The 20,341-nt window shown below is 68.9% G+C and carries 20 protein-coding genes; 8 read left to right on the top strand and 12 right to left on the bottom strand.

Annotated elements, in window-relative coordinates; translation table 11 throughout:
* Nucleotides 1–33: 33 nt before the first annotated feature.
* Entirely contained in the window at nt 34–1,566 is a 1,533-nt protein-coding gene (locus B1H19_RS04265; protein ID WP_083103109.1) for an IucA/IucC family protein, read from the bottom strand.
* Nucleotides 1,567–1,608: 42 nt separating this feature from the next.
* Here B1H19_RS04265 and B1H19_RS04260 point away from each other — a divergent pair, with 42 nt between their 5' ends.
* Together B1H19_RS04260 and B1H19_RS04255 are read left to right on the top strand one after the other, a co-directional pair.
* Nucleotides 1,609–3,114: an IucA/IucC family protein gene (locus tag B1H19_RS04260; RefSeq protein WP_083103106.1), complete on the top strand. Its 1,506-nt coding sequence runs from the start codon at nt 1,609–1,611 to the stop codon at nt 3,112–3,114.
* Between the two features lie 135 nt (nt 3,115–3,249).
* Complete coding sequence (locus B1H19_RS04255) at nt 3,250–4,119, top strand: TauD/TfdA family dioxygenase (protein ID WP_083103103.1); 870 nt, start codon at nt 3,250–3,252, stop codon at nt 4,117–4,119.
* A 35-nt stretch (nt 4,120–4,154) separates the two neighbouring features.
* Here the strand turns inward: B1H19_RS04255 and B1H19_RS04250 are convergent, their stop codons facing one another.
* On the bottom strand, nt 4,155–4,433 hold the full coding sequence (locus B1H19_RS04250; RefSeq protein WP_159027983.1) for a hypothetical protein: 279 nt from the start codon (nt 4,431–4,433) through the stop codon (nt 4,155–4,157).
* Between the two features lie 139 nt (nt 4,434–4,572).
* On the opposite strand from B1H19_RS04250, the gene B1H19_RS04245 reads away from it, so the two are divergent.
* Nucleotides 4,573–5,388 carry an SMI1/KNR4 family protein gene (locus tag B1H19_RS04245; RefSeq protein ID WP_083103098.1) on the top strand — a complete coding sequence of 272 codons (816 nt, stop codon included), beginning with the start codon at nt 4,573–4,575 and terminating at the stop codon, nt 5,386–5,388.
* Between the two features lie 173 nt (nt 5,389–5,561).
* Here the strand turns inward: B1H19_RS04245 and B1H19_RS04240 are convergent, their stop codons facing one another.
* Complete coding sequence (locus B1H19_RS04240; RefSeq protein ID WP_083103095.1) at nt 5,562–6,500, bottom strand: YcxB family protein; 939 nt, start codon at nt 6,498–6,500, stop codon at nt 5,562–5,564.
* Between the two features lie 239 nt (nt 6,501–6,739).
* Between B1H19_RS04240 and B1H19_RS38545 the strand changes: the two genes are divergently transcribed.
* Complete coding sequence (locus B1H19_RS38545) at nt 6,740–6,916, top strand: hypothetical protein (protein WP_159027982.1); 177 nt, start codon at nt 6,740–6,742, stop codon at nt 6,914–6,916.
* A gap of 14 nt (nt 6,917–6,930) precedes the next feature.
* On the opposite strand, the gene B1H19_RS04235 is transcribed toward B1H19_RS38545, so the two are convergent.
* Together B1H19_RS04235 and B1H19_RS04230 are read right to left on the bottom strand one after the other, a co-directional pair.
* Nucleotides 6,931–8,037: a hypothetical protein gene (locus B1H19_RS04235; protein ID WP_083103092.1), complete on the bottom strand. Its 1,107-nt coding sequence runs from the start codon at nt 8,035–8,037 to the stop codon at nt 6,931–6,933.
* A gap of 103 nt (nt 8,038–8,140) precedes the next feature.
* On the bottom strand, nt 8,141–8,719 hold the full coding sequence (locus tag B1H19_RS04230; RefSeq protein WP_083103089.1) for a CGNR zinc finger domain-containing protein: 579 nt from the start codon (nt 8,717–8,719) through the stop codon (nt 8,141–8,143).
* 82 nt (nt 8,720–8,801) lie between these two features.
* Between B1H19_RS04230 and B1H19_RS04225 the strand changes: the two genes are divergently transcribed.
* On the top strand, nt 8,802–9,494 hold the full coding sequence (locus tag B1H19_RS04225; RefSeq protein ID WP_083103087.1) for a haloacid dehalogenase type II: 693 nt from the start codon (nt 8,802–8,804) through the stop codon (nt 9,492–9,494).
* 137 nt (nt 9,495–9,631) lie between these two features.
* On the opposite strand, the gene B1H19_RS04220 is transcribed toward B1H19_RS04225, so the two are convergent.
* Entirely contained in the window at nt 9,632–10,003 is a 372-nt protein-coding gene (locus tag B1H19_RS04220) for a hypothetical protein (protein WP_083103085.1), read from the bottom strand.
* A gap of 6 nt (nt 10,004–10,009) precedes the next feature.
* Between B1H19_RS04220 and B1H19_RS04215 the strand changes: the two genes are divergently transcribed.
* Complete coding sequence (locus tag B1H19_RS04215) at nt 10,010–10,759, top strand: helix-turn-helix domain-containing protein (RefSeq protein ID WP_237289753.1); 750 nt, start codon at nt 10,010–10,012, stop codon at nt 10,757–10,759.
* Between the two features lie 128 nt (nt 10,760–10,887).
* A complete protein-coding gene (locus tag B1H19_RS04210; protein WP_083103082.1) occupies nt 10,888–11,379 on the top strand; it encodes a peptidylprolyl isomerase in 492 nt (163 codons plus the stop codon).
* Nucleotides 11,380–11,617: 238 nt separating this feature from the next.
* Here the strand turns inward: B1H19_RS04210 and B1H19_RS04205 are convergent, their stop codons facing one another.
* Both B1H19_RS04205 and B1H19_RS04200 read right to left on the bottom strand, forming a co-directional pair.
* Nucleotides 11,618–12,151, bottom strand: a complete 534-nt coding sequence (locus B1H19_RS04205) for a hypothetical protein (RefSeq protein ID WP_237289116.1) — start codon at nt 12,149–12,151, stop codon at nt 11,618–11,620.
* Between the two features lie 161 nt (nt 12,152–12,312).
* Nucleotides 12,313–13,140 (bottom strand): NAD(P)H-binding protein, encoded by an 828-nt coding sequence (locus B1H19_RS04200; RefSeq protein WP_083103079.1) that lies wholly within the window; start codon nt 13,138–13,140, stop codon nt 12,313–12,315.
* 123 nt (nt 13,141–13,263) lie between these two features.
* On the opposite strand from B1H19_RS04200, the gene B1H19_RS04195 reads away from it, so the two are divergent.
* The gene (locus B1H19_RS04195; RefSeq protein ID WP_083109421.1) at nt 13,264–13,638 is read left to right on the top strand and encodes a winged helix-turn-helix transcriptional regulator; all 375 of its coding nucleotides are present in this window, start codon (nt 13,264–13,266) and stop codon (nt 13,636–13,638) included.
* A gap of 16 nt (nt 13,639–13,654) precedes the next feature.
* On the opposite strand, the gene B1H19_RS04190 is transcribed toward B1H19_RS04195, so the two are convergent.
* From B1H19_RS04190 to gltX, 4 genes are all read right to left on the bottom strand, one after another.
* Nucleotides 13,655–15,214 carry a class I adenylate-forming enzyme family protein gene (locus B1H19_RS04190; RefSeq protein WP_257789435.1) on the bottom strand — a complete coding sequence of 520 codons (1,560 nt, stop codon included), beginning with the start codon at nt 15,212–15,214 and terminating at the stop codon, nt 13,655–13,657.
* A 31-nt stretch (nt 15,215–15,245) separates the two neighbouring features.
* A complete protein-coding gene (locus B1H19_RS04185; protein WP_203237094.1) occupies nt 15,246–16,457 on the bottom strand; it encodes an MFS transporter in 1,212 nt (403 codons plus the stop codon).
* Between the two features lie 89 nt (nt 16,458–16,546).
* Nucleotides 16,547–18,397 (bottom strand): asparagine synthase (glutamine-hydrolyzing), encoded by a 1,851-nt coding sequence (asnB, locus tag B1H19_RS04180; protein ID WP_083103071.1) that lies wholly within the window; start codon nt 18,395–18,397, stop codon nt 16,547–16,549.
* A gap of 50 nt (nt 18,398–18,447) precedes the next feature.
* The gene (gene gltX, locus B1H19_RS04175; protein WP_083109420.1) at nt 18,448–19,968 is read right to left on the bottom strand and encodes a glutamate--tRNA ligase; all 1,521 of its coding nucleotides are present in this window, start codon (nt 19,966–19,968) and stop codon (nt 18,448–18,450) included.
* Between the last annotated feature and the right edge of the window lie 373 nt (nt 19,969–20,341).

The raw sequence follows: 20,341 nt of genomic DNA, 5'->3' as shown, positions 1-20,341 counted from the left end.
AGGCCGGCGACATGTGCTCTCGCCCACGCCTGCTCAAGAGGGAACAGCCAGCGGGTTGGGGACGGGGACGCAACAGGGTTCGGTGCCGTCCGCGTCGATCCAGCGGGACAGAAGATTGGCCTTGCACGGGACCGTCGCAGCGGCGAGCAGTGCCTTGATCTCCGGGAGGCCGTGCTCATCGCCGCACCGTTGGAACTCCCGCTGCGCCATGGGCCACAGGGCATCGGCGGTGGAGGGGAAGCGGTGGGTGAGGACGTTCGCTATTTCGGTCAGGTTGTTGACGACGAGGCAGTACACCAGGCGCTGCCAGGCGGCCTCACGGGGCGTCGGGGGGATTGCCCTGGCGCCTTCGGCGTCGCGGAAGACGGCCTGGACGGGGGTGCCGTCCGGAGCGACGGCGATCAGCGTGTTCTGGAGGTGGCACTCGATGGCGATGCCGTGGCGGGCGTAGGCGTCCAGCACGGGCGGGACGACGCAGTTCAGGTAGGCCGACCACCACAGCAGAGGGTCGGTGAGGCGATCGAGTGGATCACCGTCGAATCCCTCGGTGAAGGCTGCTGCCAGCGTTGCGGTGGCGCCCGGGAGCACGTGGTCGTCCAAGCCGTCGCGGAGGAGAACGGGGAAGGTCTCCTCGAGGCCGCGAGCCGTGCGGTGCCCGCGTTCGCTCAGCCATGCCGCAGGGCCGTCCATGGCCCGGAAGGCCGCGGTGACCAGTGGGTCGGTGCGGCGCACGTGGCGGAGCTCGTGCCGGCGAATCCGCCGGACGTCGTTGGTGATCTGCACTTCCAGGCTGAACTTCAGGAACAGGTCCGCGGACGCTCCAGGGCGTTCGGGGCTGCCGGGGACATGGACGGTGCGCACCGAGGCCGTGGCCCGGGCGTCCCAGGGCGTGTGGCCCAGGTGGACGAGGCGGCCCTCGGCGAAGGCCGTGCGCACGGCGGGCAGGTGGTGGGTGAGGTCGAGCTGCCAGGGATGGGCGGGTAACAGCCGATAGCCGTCAGGCGCCTGGCCAAGGGTGTCGAGGGCGCGGGTGTCGCCGTTGTCGACCACCGCGTCCTCGCGCACGCCCAGCAGGACGAGGGGGAAGCGGGCGTGGGCCTCCGGCGCGTAGCACAGCCAGGTACCGGGCGGGCCGCCCCCGCTGCGGGCCTTGGGGGCCGGGTGGTGGGAGTGGCCCATGACCAGGGCCTGTTCGGAGCGCAGCCACGGGCTGTCGGGTGGGGTGGCGCGGGCGCGGGCGGCGAGGAGCGCCTCGACGGCCTCGCGGCTGGCGGCCATCTCGGCGGCCAGGGCGGCATGGGAGCGCCCGGTGACGGCACGCATCTCCTGGGCGGCGAGGGCGATGAGGCCGCCATGGCGCATGGGCCGCCAGGTGGTGCCGGTCCAGAGCTCGGGTGCGCCGGGCCTGTGCCCGGTGCGGACGCTCAGCAGCCGACCGGTGGCGCGCAGGCGGTGGACCACGCGACCGGCAACCGGCTCCCCGGCCGGTAGGGAGGCTTCCCTCAGCAGGCAGTTGAGCAAGGGCGCCATGGCCAGTCCATCGGCTTCGCGGGCGAAGGTATTCATCGACCGCCAGTATGTGTGGCGTGCGTTCGCCTGCGGTAGAACATGCGCGTGTGCGACACACCCGCCGAGCGCGAGCTCGCCGAGGAACTGGAGAGCGTTCGCCCCGAGTCGGCATCCGCTTACCTCGCGGCTCTGTCGGGGGCCCGGTCGATGGTGCTGGCGCGGCTGTGGCGCGGGCTGGTCCATGAACCGCTGCCGTGGATCGCGGCCCGTGCCTCCGGGCGTGACGGGATCGCTCTGCGGCTCGTCGACGGGCGAAGGCTGCACGGTCCGCCGTCGGATCCGTGGGCGACGGGAACGGCGGTTGCCGCCGTGGAGCTGGACGGCGTCTCGTACGACCATCCGGCACTGCTGATGGCGGCGCTGCACGTACCGGGCGGCGCGGCATTCGCCGCCGAACTCGACCACAGCGTCGCCTCCTTGGCGCTGTCCCGGACGGCTCCTCGTCCGGCCGGACCTGCGGTGGAGCCCTGGGAGGGGGAGCAGCGGTCACCGGACGGGCACCCGTACCATCCCACCTGCCGCTCCCGGCCCGGTTTCTCGGCCGCCGAGCAGCTGGCCTACGCGCCCGAGCACCGGCCGGTGGTGGGTCTGTGGCTCGCGCCCGTGGCGGGAGCGACGGTACGGGGACCGTGGCCCCCGGAGTGGCGGGACGGGGATGCCGTGCTGATCCCGGTGCATCCCTGGCAGGCCGAGCACGTCCTCAGCGGCCGGAGGGTGCTGCCCGGGCCGCCGGCCCATCCGCTGCTGTCCCTGCGGACGCTCGCCCTCGACACCCATAGGCACGTCAAGACCGCGCTGAGTACCCGACTCACGTCCCAAGTACGGGACATATCGGCCTATTCGGTGGACTATTCCCTGGCCACTTCCGAGCTGGTCGAGCGAGTCGCGGACCGTCTGGGCGGCCGACTGCACATCGCGCGGACGCTCACGGCGGCGGGTGCGGGCACGCCGGAACTGGCGGCGGTACTTCGCCAATCACCGTACGTCCACGCCGGGACGGAGGAACAGGTGATACCCGTGGCCGAACTGCCCGGGCACTTCGCCTCGCACGGCCCCCACGAACGGCTGGCGCGCATCACCGAGTTCGCGCGGCTGGCCTTCGGCGTCTGCCTGGACCTGCTCGACCTGGGGGTGGCCCTGGAAGCGCATGGGCAGAACCTCCTCGCGGTTGTCGACAGGGAGGGGTGGCCCCGGCGGCTCGTCTATCGGGATCTCGCCGACATCCGCATAAGCCCTGCCCGGCTGGTCCAACACGGCTTCCCGGCACCGCCGCTGACCGGGCGACTTCTCAACGACGACCCCGCCGTCCTGCGCCGCAAAGTTCTCAGCTGTCTGATCACGGGCGCACTGGGCCCCCTGGCCGGGAACGCCACCACGCTGGGCACCCTCCTCGAAGCCGCCACCCGCGACCTCCCCCCGACTCCGGACCTCCGGGCGCTGCGGACGGAGAACCTACCGGTCAAAGCACTGACGCTGATGCGGCTGTCATCACAAGACGACCAGTGGACGTTCCTGCCCAACCCCATGACCAACCGGCAGAACTGATGTCGACGACTCAGACCAGCCCTTGCCGGAACCGAGCCAGTGACCACTTGTCCGCCCGCCAAACCAGAACCACGTACCGCGCCCTTGTGGCTCGTCTCGCACGTCCGTCAACAGACGCCGCGGAAAGGTGAGCAGATGGCCCAGCCCGCTCCCGTCGAAGCACTCACGGCATGGAACGGCCACGCCCTCAGCGAGGCGGACTGGCTCATCCAGTTGCCGTCCGCCTGCTCACGCGAACTGGACGGCCGGAGAGAAGACACGGGCACGGGCCCCACTGGGGCACCCCCCGGGGCGGCACTGATAGACCTGGCCACGCGCGTCGCCCAACACCTGCGAACCGGCCGCGGATTCGTCGTGATCCGCGGCTTGCCCATTGATGGCCGCACCGACCAGGAATGCGCCGCGATGTGCCGGCAACTCGCCGCCTCGCTGGGCACTCCGAGGCCGGCGGACCCCGGTGGCTTCGTCACCGTGGCCGACAACGCCGGACTGGGCAAGACGAACCTCGCGTTGGCCCTGCACACGGACCGGACCCCGGCACCCCATCCGCCAAGACTGCTGGGGCTGCTGTGCGTGCGACAGGCGGCACAAGGCGGGGAGACACTCCTGGCCAGCGGCCATACCGTGCACAACAGGCTGCTCACCGACAACCCCTGGGCCCTGCCTCGCCTCTATCAGAACTTCCATTTCGGCCGAGGAACCGGTTTCGACCGGCTCCGCCCTGTCTTCCAGCGGCACGGCGCCGACCTTCGCATGCACTACAACAGGCGCGGGATCGAACGCGCCCAGCACGAGGCCGACGCGCCCCTGACCCCCGCCGACCAGGCGGTCCTCGACACCGTCGACCAGATCCTGACCGACCCACGCACTGTCCTGCGCATTCCCCTCCACCCAGGAGACCTTCTCTGGCTGGACAACACCGTCGTGCTGCACGGCCGCACCGCCTTCACCGACCCGCCCGCCCCGTACGCCCATAGATGCCTGGTTCGCGTGTGGGCGGACTGAAGCACCGGGGCATCATGGTTCCCGTCGTTGATCGCTCAGCGGAGACGCGTCGATCTGAAGATCGTCGTTTCCGGCCGGTGCACTCGCAGGAAGCCGTCCGACTCCTTGAGCACCAGCCCGGGGTCCGCCAGGTCCTGGACGTTCATGCGCGGCACGTACGCGTCCGACTCCCGCATGGAGACCTCGTGCAGTGCCGATGTCAGGCCGGTGGGCAGCGTGAACGTGGTGGGGGCGGCGTTGCGCATCGCGGCCCCCGCGCCGCCCCGCGAAGCCTTGGTCCACGATGTGCGCACGCGCTGAACGGCGACTCTCATGGATTGATCATCGGGTACTTGGCCGCGAAGTGGCCACCGTGATTGTGGTGAACCGGGGTCCAACTCCAACCTCTTTCCCCTTGGCGTCAGATATGTCCGAGTACGCCCATTGTCAGTGCGGTGCGCTTCACTGTCCGCCATGGAACTCACGCACACGACCGTCAACGACCTGCTGGCCCAACTCGTCCCGGGGGACGGTTACCTGTACCTGCCCAGCGACCTGAACCCGCAGGCTCTGACCGACCTGCTCGCCGACAGGTATGGCGCCCCGCGCACCCTCGTCCTCGACGGTTTCACCGATCCGACGGTCGACGATTCCAGAGGCGCGGCTCTCCTTGTCCCCTTCGAGGACAGGGCCGTGAAGATACGGGCATGGGCGTACGGGGATCAGTGGGTCGGCACGGGTACGGCGCGAGACGCCGAGGGGGTCGAGCGGCCGGTGCTGGTGGTCGCTCGCAGGGAGGTGCCGGAACCTTTGGCGGTCGTTCCGGACGAGGACGAGGACGAGGACGAGGACGTCGACTGGATGGAGCGGCTCATACGGATCACCGGCTGGACGCAGCCCGCCCAGCGGCCGGACGTGCACTGGGCGGAGGTGGAGTCGCGCCTGGGCACCGTGCTCCCGAGCGACTACAAGCGCATGGTCGAAACGTTCGGCGTGGGCTCCTTCGACGGATACCTGGACCTGAACCAGGAGCCGTGGACGCATCTCAGGGAGGACAGGCTGCTCATCTGGGCGGGCACGGAGCACGAGGACCTGTACTGCTGGAGGGCCGACGGCGACGACCCCGACCGCTGGCCCGTCGTCGTCCGGTCGTGCGACGGCGAGGACGTTGCCTTCGACTGCCAGGCCGCGGAGTTCGTCTGCCGCATCCTCATCGACCCGCACCACCGGTTCACGATGGCCCGCTATTTCGACACCCACTGGTTCATGAACTACCGGACGAGCGACTGACCGAACCCGCGCCGCCCATGGCATTCGCAGCCGGGTGGGCCAGTGCCTTCCGGGAACACGGCAGAAACACCCGTCTGCCCCAACAGACTTGCCAAGTGAAATGACCTTTTGGCGGCTGCTGCGGCCCGCCGCCGAGAGAGGGTCTCCGAACCTGCTCGGAGACCGTGGCGCCCTCAGAAGTCGTAGCAGACGTAGGTGCCCTCGGGCCCGCGGGCGATCTGGCCCGAGCCCCAGCAGTGGAGCATCGGCCCGACGCGGTACAGGGCGGCGCCACCGGCCAGCAGGACAAGGACGGCGAGCACGGCGGTCACGATCCGCATGGCCGTCATCCGCCGTACGAGCCACCAAGCCCCGGCGACCGCAAGCGCCCCCAGCCCGAGCATGACGGCCGCTATCGGGGCGGTGTTGTGCTGGATCCCGGCGAAGCTGTCCGGGTGCGAAGCCTGGTAGACGGCGGAGAAGGCGAAGAAGAACAGCAGGAGCCCCAGCAGCAACAGTCCGACGGAACCGACCCCGCGGCCGACGGCCCCGCCCCGGCTCCGCGGGCTGCCGGGCGTCTCGGCGTCGCCGGCGCGCACGAGCCGCCGGTCGAGGACCGCCCGGAGCCGGTCTACTTCCTCCGGGTCCGCCACGGCCCGCTTGGGCAGGACGGCGAAGCCGACGGCGGACTTGTCGGCGCTGAGAAGCACGAACAGCTCCGGCGTCTCGACATAGCGCGCGTAGAGGTGCCAGTCGTGGCTGGCCGAGCTGTGCGCGGTGGTGAGCCGGACCCCGGTGTCGTCGACAGTCCCGCAGATGTCCCCCTGCCGTTCGGCGAGCCGGTGGAGGCGGCGCGCCTGCAACCACGGCACCGCAACCATGAAGGCGACGAAAACCACCAGCCCCACATACAGCGGCCACGGTCTGTCCCGGTGGCCGGAGCCGGCCGCCGACAGCAGGGCGCCGATGGTTCCGACCGCCACCGTCCAGACCAGCGCCCCGCGCTGAAAGCGTCCCGCAGGGGTGCTCCTCGCGCGTGCCCGCAGCGCGGACACCAATTCGCCGACGGTCGGCCGGTAGGCCAGCGCCACCGGTCTCTCGGCGATCGCGTCCGTTTCCCGGCCCTCGGTCATGTCCCCTCCACGGTTCGGTGATCCACCGGATCGTAGAGGCTTCCTCGGCCACTCCGGTCACCGGGCGGCGGTCGGCACCCTATGTCATCGAGGTCACGTGGTGTTCGGAGTGCCGCGGTCGACGGTGTACGGGCACCTCGACAAGACCAAGACCGTTCCCCGCGAGCCTCATAGGGCTTCGGGGCGGCGCGACCGTGGCACCCGGGATGACCACGGCCTGCAAAGAAGACATCCAGCACATGAAGCCGAAGCAGCGGAACAAGTACCGCCGCCTGGGCTTCACCTGGCCGGAGATCAAGAAATTCGACCGGGCCATCGGGCAGGGGGAGACCTCGACCGCTTTGAAGACGACGGTTGGCGAGACAACAACCCTCACCCTCCCGCCACCGCACCCCGGAGCAGGCCCAGGGGCGTAGCGCCTTGCCGGCGGTTAGAAGAGATGGGCGTGCATGTGCTGTGTCAGGTTGTCGAGGATGTCGCGCAACCATGGGCTGCGGACGGCCGGTAGCCGGACCAGGGTGTCCCGGAACGTTCCAGGGTCGGCCCGGAACAGGTGGTGGGGGAGCGGCGCGGGCGGGTCGTCGCGGAGGACGCCGTCGGGCAAGCCGCCCGATGCAGGGACGGGCAGGTACTGCTCTGGGGAGGCCAGCCACAGCCATACCCCGAACGGCAGCGGCACCCGGTATGCCGAGGCGGCCGGGCCGGACGGGGTCCAGGTCTTCCCCGTTTGAGGATGGGTCGGCACGAGGAGAATGTGGGCGTCCGTGTCGGGGACGGGCTGTCCCGGTCCGGCCAGGACGGCCCGCCGCGCTGGCGGGCCTGCGGGCAACAGGGCGTCGAGGGCACGTTGGAACACCTCCGTGATCAGGCCGTCCGGAACGGTCACCGGCCGACCCTCTGAGGCCGCCAGCAGGTGAGCGAGTGCCCGACCGGCCGCCGCCTCCCACTGCGGGCTCCATGACCACCAGTGGTGCGACCCCAGCCGCGATCCCCACGTGGCGATCGGCTCGTATGGAGGCGTGCCCTTCCCCTCCGTCATCAGCTCGCCCCAGGAGAGCGGTGCGACGTCGGCACCGTCGACGGGGAGGCGGCGCACGGCATCCGGGGCGAGCCACACCGCCTGCCAGAGCGAGCAGTCGTCGATCCGGCTGGCCACGGGCTGGCCGCACGCCTCGCAGGCCATGTTGGGACCGTCGGCCCAGTCGAGGCCGCAGCAGTAGCCGCCGCCCTTCTCCGGGATCAGTACGGTGCCGCGGGCATCTCCGGGTGCGATGACGATCGCGCCGGGCTCGCCGTCGGACAGGGCGTGGACAGACGCGTAGATGCCGCGGGCCGCGGCCTCGTCCGGATCGATCTCCTCCCACGCCCGCCACGGCGGCCCCGAGGGCTCCGGGTCCACCGCGAACGTGCCCGACTCCATGAGCACCGGGAGCCGAATCCCGTTCCCGTACTTCTGATGAGCGTGGTCCGGCAGGGCGACCTGGGACAGCGGGGTGGTCAGCCTGGCTCCGCACCCCGCACACACGAAAACGAACAAACGCCCTCCACTGGGGAAACGGGGGCATCGTCGCAGCTCGGCGTCGGCCTGCCAAAGTGATTTCGTCCGCCGCGGGGCCGGAGCGTCACCACGGCGTGGGGCATCAGCTTCGGTGCGAACGGGTGCTGGCTGCTTCCTCGGCTGTGGTCGAACCTCGTCTGCGCGCTCGGTAGGCCGCGGCCTTGACGCGGTTGCCGCACTCGTCCATTCCGCACCAGGTGCGCCGGGCGCCGCGCGAGCGGTCGAGATAGAGCCGAGTGCAGCCGGTGCGACCGCACTCCTTGAGGCAGGCGGAGGGATCGGCGAGCACAGCGATACCTCTTCTGGCGATGTGGGAGAGCGCTGCGCGGAGATCTCCCGACATGCGCAGCCCTGCGTCGCTGAGCTTGATCGCGGGCACTGGCCCGGCGGCCATGTCGTTGACGATCTCCAGGCTGCCTGAATCAAAGGGCCGATCGCGCACGCGATCGAGGGCAAGTCGGTAGATCGCTTCTCGCAGTGACAGCGCGGACTCGAAGGTGGCGAAGTCGGCGGTAACACGGTCGGGGAGCTCGTCACATGCGGCCACCCACCGCTCGAGGTCTGCGGGCGCGGCCAGGGCGTCGAGGGGCTCGTCTCGACGAGCCCCCACGGTGCCGGCCAGATCGAGGGCCGGGTTGCCGCTCACGAACACAAAATCCACGTCACCATCTTGACCGGTGACGCCCCTGGAGGCAAGATCGTCACCTGCTGAGCCGGTGACACCAGCGCGAACAGGGGGACGTATGACCGAGATCTGCGACATCGAGGTTGTTGTCTTCGACGTCCTCGGAACGCTGGTCGACGAACCCGGCGGGCTTCGAGCGGAAATCCGCGATGCGCTGCCCGCGTCCGACGATGCGTCTGTCGACGAGCTGCTCATCTCGTGGCAGCAGTACGTCGAGCTCGAGCAGCAACGCATCGGGCAAGGGCACCGCCCCTACGTCAACACCGAGATCATCGACGCAGAGGCTGCTCAACGGGTGGCTGACCATGCCGGACTCGCCGATCCGGCGGCCATAGCCCTGCTGGCCACAGCGGGTCAGCGCCTGCCTCCCTGGGACGACTCTGTCGCCGGTCTCGAGCGGCTCGCGCAGCGGTTCCCCGTGCTCGGGCTCTCCAATGCCAGCCGCACCGCCCTGCTGCGGCTCAACGCACATGCGGGGCTGCGCTGGCACCAAGCCTTGTCCGCCGAAGCCGTCCTGGCCTACAAGCCGGCGCCGGAGGTCTACCAGCTCGCCATCGACGCCGCCGGATGTCCACGCGAACGCGTGCTCATGGTGGCCGCCCACGCCTGGGACCTCCGCGGCGCTCAGGCGAGAGGCATGCGGACCGCCTACGTCCAGCGACCGGTCGGGGACCCGCCGACGAGCTCCGATGTCTTCGACTGGCGGTTCAACGGACTGGACGAACTGGTCACCACGCTGCTGCCAAGGTAGCCATGCCGAGCCGCACTCCGCCGCACCACGGCAACGAGACGATGACTCATGAATTGGCTTCTTCTGAATTGGCTTCTTCCCTGTGACTCCGGGTGGCTTGGGCACCACCTCGGACCCTCAGCCGCCGCGCACCGGCGTCAGGCCGCGGATCTGGCCACGGCAATAGCCCAGGCGATGTACAGGACGTTCACCACCAGCCGAGCCACCGCGCCGACCGGGCGCTCCAGCACCCGGGGCCGGTCCGGCCGCGCACGTCGGAGCGCATCCGCGTGCGACACCTGGTAACAGGTGATCAGGAAGACGGCGGCCCAGCCTCCGACCGACCTGCTGCACGGAACCAGCACCAGCGCACCCACCACGACCTCCGCCGCCCCGGTGACGGCCACAAGGAGCCGCTCTCGGCGGAACCATGCGGGTACCAGCGTGCGGAAATAGCCGGGAGTCAGAAAGTGCATGACCCCTGTGACGGCCAGGAACACCGCCAAGGCGACGGCATCGATAGCGTGCATGACGTGATGATCCGCTCGCCGCACGCCTGGGAGCTTGAACAAAACGATCGCCGCATCGTCTTCGCCGCCGGCACCGAAGCAACCATGTTCGCCGAGTCCCGCCCGTTCCGCGTCTCCCAGCACCGGCTCCCCGCATGGAAAGCCGTGCTGCCGATCGGCGGCCACGCCGAACTCCTCCAGCCGCAACGACGCATGGTGGCCGCACCCGGGCTGATCGTTCCGCCCCAGCTCGCCCACGTCTGTGCGGCCACCTCGCCCTACATCGCGCTGTTCGTCGACCCCTGGCTGTTGCCCTCCTGTCCGGAGCCGATACGACTCGATGCAGGCGAGGTCCGCCGGCTGCTCGCCGCGCTCGGGGCCGTCGATTCCGACGGCCCCGGCTCCCGCGTGGATCTGGCCGCCGGTTACACCGCGCTACGGGCAGTCGCGGGGCGCCCGACACCGCTCGACCCAAGAGTCGCCCACGCCGTCCACGTGTGTACGCGGCGCGATCCGGACCTGCCCCTCGCTTCCCTCGCCGGCGAGGTCGGCCTGTCGGCACCGCGGCTGCGCACCTTGGTCCGGCGAGACGTAGGCATCGCGCTCACCCGCTTGCGGCGATGGGGCCGGCTCCGTACCGCCGTCGCCACCCTGCCAGGCGGGACCGCCGCCTTGGCCGCAGCCACCGCGGGCTTCGCCGACCAAGCCCATTTCACCCGTACCGCAAGGGACTTCATCGGCCGTACACCCGCCTCCCTGCGACGCCTTGGAGCGTAGGACGCCCTCGGCAGCTCGTCATGCCGCCTTGCAGAGCCGGCGGCCCCGGCTCTCCCCTCTCCACTCGACCACCTTGCATGGCAGACGGCCTGCAGGCCTCATAGATGACTGATGGCAGGATGGGGCCCATGCAGAACGTATTTTTCGACATCACCATTGACGGCAAGGACGCCGGCCGGATCACCTTCCGGCTCTTCGACGACGTCGTCCCGGAGACCGCGCGTAACTTCCGCGAGCTCGCCACCGGCCAGAACGGCTACGGCTACGCCGGTTCCTCTTTCCACCGCGTCATCCCGGAGTTCATGCTCCAGGGCGGCGACTTCACCGACGGCAACGGCACCGGCGGCAAGAGCATCTTCGGCGCCACGTTCGCGGACGAGAACTTCTCGCTCAAGCATGACCGGCCGTTCCTGTTGTCGATGGCCAACCGAGGCCCGAACACCAACGGCTCCCAGTTCTTCGTGACGACCGTCGTCACCCCCTGGCTCGACGGCAAGCATGTCGTCTTCGGCGAGGTTGTCGAGGGCGAGGACCTCGTCAAGCAGATCGAGGCCCTCGGCTCCCGCAGCGGCGCCCTGAGCTCCGACGTCGTCATCAAGGAGAGCGGCACCGTCGCCTGAGGTCCGCCCTTGCCGCCGCCCCCGCGCACGCCGCAATGCTCATGGACTTGCCGTACATGCGGCCGGAGCGGGGGCGACTCGGCCGGGTCCGCAGGGGCCGAAGCGTCCCACCGGCCGGTCAGCGGGAGGCGGTGGGCACCCGGCCGGACGTGACGGGGCGCATGGTCCGCCGACTGCTTCTGGCGCATCGCACGCTCCGGAGCCCGAGCCGGATCTGTGGTCGGCAGCCGCTACGACCTCAGCGCGGCCACTTCTCCGGCGTCTTGCTGGTGATCACATGGCATACCGCGGGCCTTCCGGGGCCGGGAGACTTGCCGCTGGCGACGACCCTCACACCGTCGAGCAGGATGCGGCACGACGCGATCCCGTCTCCGGCAGGGGTCACCTCCACCCGGGCCTCGGCGCCCGTGTTGACGACGACCTTCGTGCTCCACGGAAGCCGTGTGGAGCCGAGTTGCTCGTCGCGCTGCTGCGGCTTGTACCGGTCGGGGTTGTGCCGGTAGCGCACGGCGGCCCGGGGCTCACCACGCACGGATTTGCCCTCGTAGGTGAGGTACCAGGCGCTCCCGCCCGCCTGCTTCTTGATCCACGTGGTGTTGCTCCGCGCCCACAGCACTCCGCCGACCACCAGGGATGCCACCAGGGCGCCGAGCAGGATGAGAATGAGGTTGCCCCGGAAGGTGCGGGACGATGGGTGCTGGGATGTCATGGTCCTCGGCTCTCCGCGCTCCGCCTTCAGTTCCTGCTGCTCGAACGCGGACTCTCCGGTCATTCCTCGCCACTGTACGGATGGCTGCCGCGGACGGACGTCGCCCTGCCGATGGATTTTCGGGTCGTTCTGCGGTTCTACGAGGAGATGACCGGCTACGACCGTGGGTCCATTGCCCAGGGGGCTCCTCTCGGCGGGGGCGACGAGGCTTCGTCGGCTGCGAGTCACCGGAAGGCTGGGATGTTGCGTGTCGCCCACTGGGCGAAGGTAAGGGGCGGGCGGCCCAGGAGCATTTCGACGTCCGGGCTGACTCGCCGCAGACCGGCTGAGGGTGCACCGAGTACGTCGAGTGTGCTTTCCACGAGCGGTTCGGGCATGAACTGCATCATCGCGGCCTTGGCCTCGGACCGGGTCTGCTCGACGAACCGCACGGGCTCGCCCAGGGCGTCCGCGATCGCGGCGGTCTGCTCTCGCGGCGAGATCGCAACGGGCCCGGTCAGCTCGTAGACGTTGCCTGCATGGGAGGCATCCCGCAGCACGGCGGCGGCGACCTGGGCGATATCGGCCGGGTCGATGGTCGGCAGCGCGACATCACCGAACGGGGCCGTCACCGTGCGGTGCTCGCGAATCGCATCCGCCCACTGCAGTGTGTTGGAGTGAAAGCCCCCCGACCGCAGGATGGTCCACTCCAGGCCCGACTGCGTGACGGCGTCCTCCAGTTCGGAGCTGTGTTCTCCGGTGCTGACACCCTGCGAGGACAGCAGGACGATGCGTTGGACGCCACCGGCGCGGATGACATCGATGACGTCGCTGAGGTTGCCGCCGGCTGCCATGAAGTCGCCGGATGTCAGCAGGAACAGCGTCTTGGCTCCGTCGAGGACGGGCTTGAGGTTCTTCGGTTCGGTCAGGTCGGCCTGGTGATGTCGTACCCCCGTCGGCAGTTGTGTCGTCGGGATCCGCCGGGAGACTGCTGTCACCTGCTCACCCGCTGCGACGAGCGCCGCCATCAGCGGCCGCCCGACATTACCCGTTGCGCCGGTCACCACGATCATGTTCTCTCCATTCCGAGTTTCTGGTGCACGGCGAAGCTACTATCGCGAAGCCAGTAGGTACCTAGAGGAAAGTAATGGGGGAAAGGGGTCGGTGTGACCGAGAGCACAGCCGAAGAGAGCCGGATGGACATCTCGCCGAGCAATGCCTGCCCGATCGCTCCCGTGGTCGATATCGTCTTCAGCCGCTGGACCACGCCGATCCTGTGGGCGCTCAACCAGTACGGACGGCAGCGATTCGTTGAGCTGGAACGCCGGATCGCCACCATCACGCCCAAAGTGCTGACCCAGCGACTGCGGCAGCTGGAGCGCGATGGACTCGTCCTGCGCACCTATTACCCCGAGGTCCCACCGCGGGTGGAATACGAGATCAGCGAACTCGGGCGCAGCCTGGGGCCGTTGTTCGCAGCCCTCGCCGAGTGGTCACCCAACCTGGACACCGTCGAACAAGCCCGCCGGTCCTACGACGTCAGGGAACGGAGCGGTGGCCGCTCCACTTGACGAGGCGACACGCTGATCAACCGCTTCCGGACAGTGACGCAGCCAGCCGGGGGCGCAGCACCTTTCCGGTGGCGGTGCGCGGTATTTCCGGTACCGGCACTACGCGTGAAGGCAGTACCGCAGGGGGGAACCTCGCCTGCAATGCAGCCCGAGCACCCGCTACGTCCGTGGCGGTATCGAGTACCACGGCCGCGATGATGCTCTCTCCCGAGAACCTGTCCGGGACCGTGACGCAGGCCGCGTCACGGACTTCCGGAAGGGCGCGAAGGACTCGGTCCATCTCTTCCAGCGACACGGTTTCCCCGCACACCTTGGCGATGTTCTTCAGCCTGCCCGTGAGGACGAAGTAGTCGCGCCCTTCCTCCTCCACCCGGTAGCCCAGGTCTTGGGAGTGGAACCACCCGTTGCGGAAGGCCTCCGCAGTGGCCTCGGCGTTGCCGGCATAGCCGGACATCACGTTGAAGCCCCGCATGCACACCTCACCCAACTGTCCAGGGCGCACCGGGCGGCAGTCCTCATCAAGTACCGCCACTTCGTTCCCGTAGACGGCCACACCGATCGAGGGGATGTCCGGATCCAGCATGAGCCGCCGGTAGGTTTCCTCGGACAGGTCCGTCGGCATCGTGGTGGAGAAGTTCGTGGTTTCGGAAAGACCGTAGGCCTGGAGCACTCGGGCACCGAGCCTGTTGGCGACCGAGCGGGCGGCGCGTGTGGTCAGAGGGGCCGCTGCGGAGACGAAGTAGTCGAAGTCCGACGGTACGTCAGAGCCGCGCCAGGTTTCGGCGAGCGCTTCGAGTACGCCCGGGACCACGCTCGCGATGCGCGGGCGGTAGTGCCGCAGCGTCTTCGGATAGTTCATCGGCGAGAACGACTCGGCGAGAATCGTGTGCGCTCCGGCCATCATGGTGCCCAGGACGGTGAAGTGGGCTCCGTTGACGTGGTGGATGGGCAGGCATCCCAATACCCGGTCACCGGGGGCCAGACCGTGGTGGCGTCGCACTGCCTCGGCATTGGCCACCGCGTTGACGTGTGACTGAGCGACAATCTTGGACGCCGCGGTGGAGCCGGATGTCGCGAAGTACAGCGCGTCAGCGGTCGGGTCGACAGGTGGCAGCGGTAGCACCCGCTCCACCAGGTCTTCCCAGTGCGGGAGGGTGGTGGCGTCTGCGTACGGTGCGTCGGTGCCGGGTGCTTGGAGCACAGCCAGCGCGCCGACGGCCTTGAGTTGCTGGGCGCGGCGTTCCGGCGGATCGGAAGGACCGAGCATGAGCAGGCCGAACCCGGCGCGCAGCACGCCCAGTACCGCCAGGACCGATGGCACGTCGTTCGTCGGCGCGAGTGCGAGCACGGCTGGGCGGGCGGTACCCCACTCGGCACACAGCCATCCCGCGAGCGCGCGGCTCGCGACCTCGGCGGTGCGGTAGTCCAGTGTGGTCTCTGTGCCGCTGTGTGCCACGGCGGTGATCAGTGGTGCGTTGCCCTGACGCCGGGCGAACCAGTGCAGTGCGTCGAACGGGGTACGCCACGCCGAATGGGGGAAGCCGGGGTCGACTCCCAGATACCTGTGAGCGTGCATGCGGTCAGCGGATGTCATCGAACGGCCATCCCTAGGTCTCGTTCCGATCGTGCGTCATGCCCGTTGCGTGGACCTGTGAGCGGCTCGGACGCGGCAGGGGCGGTGGGCGGCGGGTCCGTTCGGCCCAGGCCACCACTGCTCCGGTGGGCAGGGTTGCCAGCAGGAACGCTCCGCCCAGCACGAACCAGCCTGGCGAGCCCCACTCGATCAGGAGGAAGGTCAGCAAGGTCGGCGCGAGCATCATGGCGGTTCCGTAACCGGTCATGACGAAACCCTGGTACTGGCCTTGCTTGCCCGTCGGGGCAAGGCCGAAGGTGATGTGCCACGAGGCCGCTGACACCAGCAGTTCGCCCCCTACGTGCAGGGCGCCGGCCACCAGCAGCAGCACGGTCGACACGACCGGCGAACCACCCGCCGAGAGCGCGAACAGGCCGCAAGCGCCGCACAGCACCACCCCTGACCACCGGGACGCCCGCACAGCACGGGGCATCGTGGTCACCCGGGAGCCGACGCGCACTTGGAAGAGAACGACGCTGACCGTGTTCAGCACGAACAGTACGGTCACCATGGCCGTCGAGGCACGGGTGTACGTGGTGATCCACAGGGGCAGCACGATCTGTAGGAGCACCGAATGCAGGGCGACCACGGCGCCGAGTGCGGTGAAGACCACGAACGGGCCGTCGCGGAAGACCGCCCACCTGGGCTCGTCCGGCGGCGAGTCGGGCGCCGGCGGGACCGGGGGCAGGGTCGCGAGCATGGCTGCGGAGGCGAAGAAGCCCAGCGCATTCACGATGATGACCGTGGAGAATGCCGTGGTGGTGCCGATCTGGAGGGCGATGCTTGCTCCCCCGGCGCCGACTGCCATGCCGGCGTTGTTCACCGAACGGACCATCGCCTGCGTCCGCACCACCTCTTCGCCGCCCACCAGCCCCGCGATGAGAGCCTGCTGCGCGGCGCGGGACCCACGCTGTGCCGCGGTGAACAGGCACGCCATCAGAACGAAGACCGGGAATCCGCGCACCAGCAGGTAGCCGGACGCCGCAACGCCGTTGAGCGCCACGAGCAGGACGGCAACGCGCTGGGGACCTCGACGGTCGGCCAGATGCCCCACGGGCACGCCGACCAGCAGACCTATCGCGCCCGCGATCGTCAGACCCAAGCCCATCGCCGTGGGAGTGAGGCCGCCTACTCGGGTGAAGTAGATCGCCGAGCAGGTCACGAACGCGCCGTTGCCTGCGCTCATCAGCATGCTGGCGGTGACGAGCCTGCGGGCAGGGCTCAGTCTCGGCAACATCAAGGGAATGCCCTTCTCGGGTGGTGCCGTTGGCCAATTCAGGACAGCAGCAGTCGGGGGCGGTGGACATCGAGCCATGTCGCGAGGTTCAGGCTGCGCTCCAATCCGCTCCGCACAGTCGGGCCCGATTCCCCGGTCACGGCCCTCTTCAGCCATGGCCTGCTGATCAGGCCGAACACCGGGTGGTCCGCGTCGACGAGCAGTTCCTTCGCCTGATGCCGCAACGCGGCCAAATAGCTCGGGTCTTGGATGGACGGGTAGGCGCTTTTGACCCGGTCGGCCACCGACGGGGGCAACATGTCCCGGACGGCCGCACGCAACAGGCTTTTCTCGCGACCGTCGAAGCTCTTCACCGTCCATGGTGTGTTGTGCACGTACTCCACCAGCCGGTGATCGCAGAACGGCACACGGACCTCCAGCCCGACGGCCATGCTCATCCGGTCCTTGCGGTCCAGCATCATGCGCATGAACCGGGTGATGCCGAGGTGCGAGGTCACCCGACGGGTGCGGGCCTCGGCGTCGTCTCCGGGCAGGTGCTCCACCTCGGCCACCGCGTCGGCGTAGCGGTCCGCTGTGTAGGCGGGCAGGTCCAGCGCCTGGAGCAGCTCCGGTCGCAGTACGGCGCCGTCCCGGCCCTGGCTGCCCGAGGGCACCCCGTTCGCCGGCGACATCCACGGAAAGGTACCGGCCCGCTGCGCCGCCAGTGAGTGGTGCCAGTGGTACCCGCCGAACACCTCGTCGGCGCTCTCGCCGGACAGTGCTACTGCCGAGTGCCGCCGGACCGCGTGGAACAGCCGGTAGAGCGAGACGTCGGTGTCACCGGTGCCGGCTGGGATGTCCCGGGCGGTGATGACCGCGCGGCGGATGGCCGGATCGGCCAGCGAGTCCGCATCCAACACGATGTCCGAGTGCACCGTTCCCACGTGTGTGACCACCTCCCGCACATAGGGCGTGTCCGGGGTGGGGCGTGCCGAGTCCGGTATGAAGTTCTCGGTCTGTCCGGTGAAGTCGACGGAGAAGCTGTGTGCCTTGTGGCCCTGGAGGGACAGTTGTTGGGCGGAGAGCGCGGTCACCGCGCTGGAGTCGAGTCCGCCGGAGAGCAGCAGGCACAGTGGGACATCGGCGACCAGTTGCCGGGAGACGATGTCTTCCAGCAGTTCGCGCACATGGGAAATGGTCGAGTCACGGTCATCGGTGTGTTCTTCCGAGGTCAGCGTCCAATAGACGTGCTCACGCACGCCCGTGGCATCGATCGTGGTCACCGTGCCGGGCTTGACCTCGCGCATGCCCGTCCATATCGCCTGCCCTGGCGTCTTGATGAAGGCGAAAAGTTCACGCAGTCCGTCCAGGTCGACGGTCCTGGTGGCCAGCGGGTTCGCCAGTATCGCCTTGGGCTCCGAGCCGAAGAGCACGCCATCCGCCGTGGGCTGGTAGTACAGCGGCTTGATGCCCAGCCGGTCACGGATCATGACCAGTTTCGCCGAGCGGGGGTCCCAGACAGCGAAGGCATACATCCCGTTGAGCCGGTCGGCGACCGCCTCACCCCACTCCAGGTAGCCGCGCAGCACCACCTCGGTGTCTCCGGTGGAGCGGAAGACATGGCCCCGGCGTTGCAACTCCTCCCGTAGCTCGCGGTAGTTGTAGACCTCGCCGCTGTAGACCATGGCCAGCGGGCTGAGGGGGATGTCCAGTGTCATCGGCTGAGTACTGCCGGTGAGGTCGATGACGGCCAGCCGCCGATGGCCGAGCGCGGCGCAACCGCGCGGATCGATCCACGTGCCCGCCGCGTCCGGACCGCGGCAGGACATGGTCTCGGTCATCGCATCCAGCGTTTGCCGTTCCCGGTGCAGGTCTCGTGCGAAGGCAACCCATCCGGCGATACCACACATGCGACTGTCTCCCTCGGAAAGCGGAACGGGGGCTGAGCGATCCGGGCCGGTCACCGGCGTGCTGGCGACTGGGCACTCAGCGCATGACGCATACGGCACAGGCTGCGCGTACGGCCCAACAACGCCAGCGTCTCGTACAGCGGGGGCGCGACCGGGCGGCCGGTCAGGGCGACCCGGAGCGCACCGAGGGCCGGACGGGCCTGCTGTCCCAGCCCCTTTGTGAGGCAGAGCCGTACCGAGTCCGCCGTCCAGTCCTCCAGATCTTCCAGGAGGTCTGCGGCGGCACGCAACGCATCGTGGTCCATCACCGGACCGTCCACCATCGGACCGTCCGCGCCGGCCTGCGCGGGGACCGAGTCGTCAGGAAGGAACAGGAACGCGACGGCCTCGGCGGCCTCGGTCAGCGTCCTGGCGGCACGCTGCACCAAGGGAGCGGCTCGGGACAGCAAATCTCGCTGGGCCGTGCTGGGTTCCGGCGGCAGCGTCCCCGCCCGGATCATGTGCGGCAGCAGTGCCGCACCATAGTCGGGAATGCTCAGTCGGCGCAGATGAGCGGCGTTGATCTCGGTGATGCGTGCCACGTCCAACCGAACGGGGTGCGCCCGCATCCGGCCGACGTCGTAATCCTCGATCAGCTCCTGGCGGGTGAAGACCGGGCCGGCGGTGGAGTGCGACCAGCCGATGGACGCGAGGTAGTTGACCATTGCCTCTGGAAGGAAACCGCGCTTTCGATAGCCCAGCACCTCGGCGTCCGGGACGGCGCGGCTCAACTTCTTTCCCCGTGCATCGAGAACCGGGGAGATGTGTCCCAAACGGGGGATGAACGTGGTGATTCCGAGGCGCTGGAGGGCGGCGTAAGCAGCCAATTGGCGCGGCGTCGAGGAGAGCAGGTCATCTCCGCGCAGACTGTGCGTGATGCCCATCATTGCGTTGTCAACCGTATTTGCCAGCGCGAACAGTGGGTCGCCGTTTGCGCGCACCATGACGGGGTCGGGGGTGTGGCTGGGAGGAAACACGATTCTGCCGCGGACCAGGTCATCGAAGACGATCTCCTCGTCGGGCATCCGCATCCGGAGCACCGCGGTGCGTCCCTCGGCGCGGTATGCGGCCTTGCGCCGTTCGGACACGTCGCGGTCGCCGTTGTCATAGCCGGCCGTCAGCGGCCGTCCGGCTGCGCGATTGCGCGCCTCGATCTCTTCTCGCGTGGAGAAGGACTCGTACAGGTCGCCCGCCTCGAACAGCTTGCGTGCGGCTTCGAGATGGATCTCCCGACGTTCGCTCTGGAGGTAGGGGCCGTTGTGGCCGCCCACGCCAGGGCCCTCGTCCCAGTCGAGCCCCAGCCACCGCAGTACCTCGGTCAACGGCTGGTAGTACTCGGCCATGCCGGTGGCCGCGTCCGTGTCCTCGATGCGGAGCACGAACCGGCCGCCGTGGTGTCGGGCCAGCGCCCAGTTGACCACGGCCGCGCGGATCAGCCCGATGCTCGGTGGCCCGATCGGTGAAGGGCTGAAAGCGGTGCGCACGGTCGCGGGTGTCCCCGTGGGCGCGACCTGCGAAAGGTGCGTCGCCATCTCATGCATCACAGTCTCATTTCCTGTTCACTACGCGCCTGAGCCAAAAAAGGTAGCAGTGGGTTCCGTGAGCAAATGCCGCTTCCGGTAATGGGCGAGCCACTCCCGAGTAACGCGGGATGCGGCCGCCGGTGGCGCGGTGCGCATTGGTACGAGCTCCTCATCGGCGACGGAACATCGCTGGAACCGGCGGATTGCCGGGAAGTTTCCCCCTAGTTCCTGATGCGGACCGGCCTGTAGTCCGGGCATGGTGAGGAACGAACTGCTACGGAATGAACTGCTGCGAAATGAACTGCCGCGGAAGGGGGCTGATCTACGCTCCCGACGGCCGCCATGACAATGCCGCCAGACCTCAAGGAGACACGTATGCCGG

Origin of the sequence: Streptomyces gilvosporeus (genome assembly GCF_002082195.1) — a bacterium.
GTDB lineage: Bacteria > Actinomycetota > Actinomycetes > Streptomycetales > Streptomycetaceae > Streptomyces > Streptomyces gilvosporeus.
This window is presented reverse-complemented; position numbering and strand designations above follow the sequence as displayed.

Excerpts from the sequence above, each read along its gene's own strand:
- B1H19_RS04265 (WP_083103109.1), bottom strand. The coding sequence starts at position 1,566 with ATGAATACCTTCGCCCGCGAAGCCGATGGACTGGCCATGGCGCCCTTG.
- B1H19_RS04260 (WP_083103106.1), top strand. The coding sequence starts at position 1,609 with ATGCGCGTGTGCGACACACCCGCCGAGCGCGAGCTCGCCGAGGAACTG.
- B1H19_RS04255 (WP_083103103.1), top strand. The coding sequence starts at position 3,250 with ATGGCCCAGCCCGCTCCCGTCGAAGCACTCACGGCATGGAACGGCCAC.
- B1H19_RS04250 (WP_159027983.1), bottom strand. The coding sequence starts at position 4,433 with ATGAGAGTCGCCGTTCAGCGCGTGCGCACATCGTGGACCAAGGCTTCG.
- B1H19_RS04245 (WP_083103098.1), top strand. The coding sequence starts at position 4,573 with ATGGAACTCACGCACACGACCGTCAACGACCTGCTGGCCCAACTCGTC.
- B1H19_RS04240 (WP_083103095.1), bottom strand. The coding sequence starts at position 6,500 with ATGACCGAGGGCCGGGAAACGGACGCGATCGCCGAGAGACCGGTGGCG.
- B1H19_RS38545 (WP_159027982.1), top strand. The coding sequence starts at position 6,740 with ATGAAGCCGAAGCAGCGGAACAAGTACCGCCGCCTGGGCTTCACCTGG.
- B1H19_RS04225 (WP_083103087.1), top strand. The coding sequence starts at position 8,802 with ATGACCGAGATCTGCGACATCGAGGTTGTTGTCTTCGACGTCCTCGGA.
- B1H19_RS04220 (WP_083103085.1), bottom strand. The coding sequence starts at position 10,003 with ATGCACGCTATCGATGCCGTCGCCTTGGCGGTGTTCCTGGCCGTCACA.
- B1H19_RS04215 (WP_237289753.1), top strand. The coding sequence starts at position 10,010 with ATGATCCGCTCGCCGCACGCCTGGGAGCTTGAACAAAACGATCGCCGC.
- B1H19_RS04210 (WP_083103082.1), top strand. The coding sequence starts at position 10,888 with ATGCAGAACGTATTTTTCGACATCACCATTGACGGCAAGGACGCCGGC.
- B1H19_RS04205 (WP_237289116.1), bottom strand. The coding sequence starts at position 12,151 with ATGACCGGAGAGTCCGCGTTCGAGCAGCAGGAACTGAAGGCGGAGCGC.
- B1H19_RS04200 (WP_083103079.1), bottom strand. The coding sequence starts at position 13,140 with ATGATCGTGGTGACCGGCGCAACGGGTAATGTCGGGCGGCCGCTGATG.
- B1H19_RS04195 (WP_083109421.1), top strand. The coding sequence starts at position 13,264 with ATGGACATCTCGCCGAGCAATGCCTGCCCGATCGCTCCCGTGGTCGAT.
- B1H19_RS04190 (WP_257789435.1), bottom strand. The coding sequence starts at position 15,214 with ATGCACGCTCACAGGTATCTGGGAGTCGACCCCGGCTTCCCCCATTCG.
- B1H19_RS04185 (WP_203237094.1), bottom strand. The coding sequence starts at position 16,457 with ATGAGCGCAGGCAACGGCGCGTTCGTGACCTGCTCGGCGATCTACTTC.
- asnB (WP_083103071.1), bottom strand. The coding sequence starts at position 18,397 with ATGTGTGGTATCGCCGGATGGGTTGCCTTCGCACGAGACCTGCACCGG.
- gltX (WP_083109420.1), bottom strand. The coding sequence starts at position 19,968 with ATGGCGACGCACCTTTCGCAGGTCGCGCCCACGGGGACACCCGCGACC.